General features: G+C 66.7%; 3 protein-coding genes. 1 reads left to right on the top strand and 2 read right to left on the bottom strand.

Annotation, left to right across the window (positions count from 1 at the left end):
- Nucleotides 1-1,986, top strand: a 1,986-nt coding sequence (locus AC5DC2_RS22760) for an FUSC family protein (RefSeq protein WP_491700135.1), incomplete at its 5' end; no start/stop codon positions are given.
- Here the strand turns inward: AC5DC2_RS22760 and AC5DC2_RS22765 are convergent.
- Together AC5DC2_RS22765 and AC5DC2_RS22770 are read right to left on the bottom strand one after the other, a co-directional pair.
- Nucleotides 1,953-2,168, bottom strand: coding sequence for a helix-turn-helix domain-containing protein (locus tag AC5DC2_RS22765; protein WP_491700136.1), 216 nt, complete (start codon nucleotides 2,166-2,168; stop codon nucleotides 1,953-1,955). The genes AC5DC2_RS22760 and AC5DC2_RS22765 overlap by 34 nt on opposite strands.
- A partial coding sequence (locus AC5DC2_RS22770) for a cupin domain-containing protein (protein WP_491700137.1) occupies nucleotides 2,155-2,559 on the bottom strand: 405 nt, incomplete at its 5' end. The genes AC5DC2_RS22765 and AC5DC2_RS22770, both read right to left, overlap by 14 nt.

Raw genomic sequence — 2,559 nt, forward strand, 5'->3', positions numbered from 1 at the left:
GACTGGCTTCACAATCTCGCGCTGCTGAAGCCCACGCCATACCGGCCTTGGCGGCATGCGATCCGCCTCTCGCTCGGCACCGGCCTGCCGCTGCTGCTCGGAGAACTGACCGGCCATCAGGGCCCAATGCTCTATGTGGCGCTGGGCGGCTTCCTTGCCGCCGTCACCGTTCGGCTCGACCCCTATCGTGAACGGTTCCGGCAATTGGGCATTTCCGCGCTGATCGGCGCGACCGGCTGCCTGATCGGGCCGGAGGTTGGCGGGCACGGGCTTGTGACGATCGGGCTCTTGATGCTTGTCGGCCTGATCTCAGGCCTCATGAGCGGCTATGGCGCGGCCTTTTCCACCGGCGCGCTCAACATGCTGGTGCTCGCCGTGGTCAACGCCCATGCGCCCTCGGCCGTACCGTCGTGGCTGGTGTTCGTGAACTTCCTCGCCGGCGCCGCCTTTGTCGCCTTTATGCTCGGGATCGGCGCACTGTTCGAACGCGACAGACCCGAACGGCGCATGCTGTCCGACATTGTCGGCCTGCTCGCAGAGCTAGCCCGTTTATCGGACGCCGTCGGCAAGGCTCCGACGCCGGAAAACCGGCTGCGCATGATCGACACGCGACGAAAACTGACGGATGCCACCAAGACCGCCTATGCGACGCTGATCGAAAAACGCAGCCACGGCCGCGCCCGCACCCGCTCCGTGCTGCGAACCGCCGCCATTCTTTCGCTGGTCAACCAGCTTTCCCTGGCGATCATCACCGCGCGCGGAAACGGCGGCCTGACGCCGACGGCTGAACAGCTCGACGCCATGGCCCGCGCTTACATGGCGCGCGCCAGACAACCACCGCAAGCGCCTAGCGAAGAGGGCCAGGGCGACGAGCCCAGGCACCTTGCCGACCGTCTCGCCGCCGCCATGTGGCCGGCCGCGTCCGCCCGCGAGGTTCCGGAAGAGGCCGAACAGGAAAAAACGGACGACGCAGTATTTTCCGCAGGTCTTGGCACCCGCCTTGCCCGCCGTCTTGTTCTCGGCCGCGAGGTCGTGGTCTCCGCGCTCAGACTTTCCCTGTGCATGGGCCTTGCCGTGGCCGTCGGCCGCCTGATCCCCGGCGATCACTCCTACTGGCTGCCGATGACGGTCGCAATCGTGCTGAAACCCGATTTCGGCTCGGTCTTCCTGCGCGCCATCCATCGCAGCCTCGGCACGCTTGTCGGGGTGGGCATCGCCCTTGCCATCGGGGCGCTGGTGCCGCGCGGGGTCGCGCTCGTTCCGGTTATCATGGTCCTCAGCGCCATCATCCCCTTTGCCGGCCTGCGCAGCTATGCGGTGATGGTGAGCTTTCTCACCCCCGTCATCCTGCTGATGATCGCCATGGTGGCGCCGGGCCCGGCTGAGAGTTACGACATTCAGAGGCTCGCCGACACGCTGGCCGGTTCGGCGATCGCGCTCGTCTTCGGCTATCTGATCTGGCCACGCTCGCAGGAGGAAAATCTTGAAAAGGCCTTCTCGGCGGCCATGGAAAAGGTCGGCGCCTATCTGGCTGCGGCAACGGCTGCAAAGCCCGATGATGAGGCCGGACTTGCGAAGATGCGCCAGACGCTCACCAATCGCGCATTCGCCGTCTCGCGGGCGCTGTCCGACCTGCGCACCGTTCTGGGGCGTCTGGTCGCCGAACCGCCGCCGGCCGGACGCGAGGCGGCCGCCTGGTTTCCTGCCATCGCCGGTGCGGAGCGGCTTTCCGATGCCATCACCGTCTATGCCGAGGGCCGCAGGCTCGGCGATCCGCCGCCCGACAAGGACCGCGCGGCCAGGGCGGAAGAGGCGCTTTCGGCGATCACCGGCGGCGACGCGGCCGGACACAGGCCGGGCGGCCGCGAAAAGGACGACCGTTTCGGCGATGTCGAGGCCGAGATCGCCTGGATCCGGACCTATCTCAGACGTCGCCCGGGCCGAAAGCCTGTTCAGCCGTCCTCTGCCGACCCGACTTTAAGATAGGATTGCGGCGGCACTCCGAAACCGCGCCCGAAGGCGGCAACAAAGGCGCTGGCGCTGCGATAACCGAGCAGACCGGCGATCTCGACGCTGCTCTTGCCGTGGCTCAGGTGATTGACGGCCTCCATCAGCCGCAGCCGGTTGCGCCATTCGGAAAAACTGAGGCCCGTCTCACGCTTGAACAAGACGTTCCAGCGTGCGGGCGCCGGCGCCGGCGAAGCGCGCCAGTTCCTCCAGATTGGCGCGGTCGTCCGGCCGCTCGAGCAGCCGGTTGGTCACCCGTGCAAGGCGCGGATCGCTGCCGGCAGGCAGGCTGAGCGGCGCCGTCGGCAGAACGGCCAGTTCGTCAATGATGACGCCGGAGAGCCGCGAGAGGCGCTCCCGGTTTCCCGTCGGGCCGAGGGCGCGGAACCGCAGGAGGAGCTGACGCATGAGCGGCGTCATATAGAGCACCTCGCAATGCAAGCCGCGAAGGTTTGTCACCGAAGGGTCGATGTAGATAAAACAGGCCGAGACGTCGGTCTCCATAACCACTTCATGGGTAATATTGCCGGGGATCCACACCGCGTGGCTGGT

The sequence above is a fragment of the Martelella sp. genome, assembly GCF_984369615.1.